Annotated in this window: 1 protein-coding gene; it reads right to left on the bottom strand. The window is 62.4% G+C overall.

What is annotated here, in order from left to right; genetic code table 11:
- The coding region (bluB, locus tag EN991_RS39510; protein WP_127370697.1) for a 5,6-dimethylbenzimidazole synthase at positions 1-436 on the bottom strand (436 nt) is incomplete at both ends.

Genomic DNA, 436 nt, shown 5'->3' with positions numbered 1-436 from the left:
GTGGACTTGAGCTGTGCCTCGCCTTGCCCGGAAAACGTCTCGCTCATGATCAGTTCCGGCAGCGGCAGCCGCCGTCCCCAACCATGCGTTTCAAGGTCCGGTTTGGAAGCGAACTCGGAAACACGGCCGACGCAGAGATAGGCGATTGGCGTTACGTGATCCGGAATGGCCAACAGCCGCTTCAGCGCCTCAGCCTCGATGATGCTCACCCAGCCGACGCCAACGCCCTCGGCACGCGCGGCCAGCCAGAAATTCTGCACCGCGCAGACGGTGCTGTAGAGATCCATCTCCGGATTGTGCCAGCGTCCCAGCGGCGAACCCTTCGAGCGCTGCCGGTCGCAAGTGATGCAGATGTTGAGCGCGCTTTCGCAGATGCCTTCCAGCTTGAGCTTGCGGTACAGCGCCTGTTTTTCCGCCTCGATCGCCGGCAGTTCCT

The organism is Mesorhizobium sp. M7A.F.Ca.US.005.03.2.1 (assembly GCF_003997795.1).
Taxonomy (GTDB): Bacteria; Pseudomonadota; Alphaproteobacteria; order Rhizobiales; family Rhizobiaceae; genus Mesorhizobium; species Mesorhizobium ciceri.
This window is presented reverse-complemented; position numbering and strand designations above follow the sequence as displayed.